Source organism: Roseibium sp. RKSG952 (assembly GCF_009711355.1).
This window is the reverse complement of sequence record NZ_SMMF01000309.1, coordinates 1-550: the sequence shown is the minus strand read 5'-3', so window position 1 is coordinate 550 and position 550 is coordinate 1. Positions and strand designations below refer to the sequence as shown.

Genomic DNA, 550 nt, shown 5'->3' with positions numbered 1-550 from the left:
CGGGACGGCAACCGTGCAGTCCGGATCGTCGACCAGAACAAGGGAGTCGGTGTAGGCCTGTTCCTTGTCCTTCAGCCGCTTCTGCTTGCCGGGGAAAGGCGCGTCAACGAGATCGGTTTCGTTAAACCTCTTGACCGCCTTCCAGATGTCGGACAGCGTCTGGTACCTGCCAATGTCGCGCTCAGTCTCGTCGAGCCGTGTCCAGTACGTTCTGAACAGCTCAAGCGTCTCGCGCGCCTTTGGAAGGGTCTTCGGCCAGGAAACCGCCTCTCAACAACAATTGAACCATCCATTTGCTGTATCTCTTGTTCCTGGTCGGATCGAAGTCCATGACGTACGTGACGGCCGACTCCGGCGTCGTTGGCGCGCCTTCACCGAGTTGCTGCTTCAAAAGCGCAAGGAGCCTGTCGCCGTATGTGTCTGTAAGATCTGTTATGTGCCTAGTCACCAATGAATCCCTCGAGCTTTGGACATCCGGATTTTAAAAGACACCGTCAAACTGAAAAAAACAAGCGGCCGCCGGAAACATGGCGGATGTCGAAGGCAATCC

General features: G+C 55.8%; 1 protein-coding gene. It reads left to right on the top strand.

The genetic code is table 11. The annotated features are described in order from the left end of the window. A partial coding sequence (locus tag E1297_RS49520; protein WP_209015548.1) for a hypothetical protein occupies positions 1–333 on the top strand: 333 nt, incomplete at its 5' end. Between the last annotated feature and the right edge of the window lie 217 nt (positions 334–550).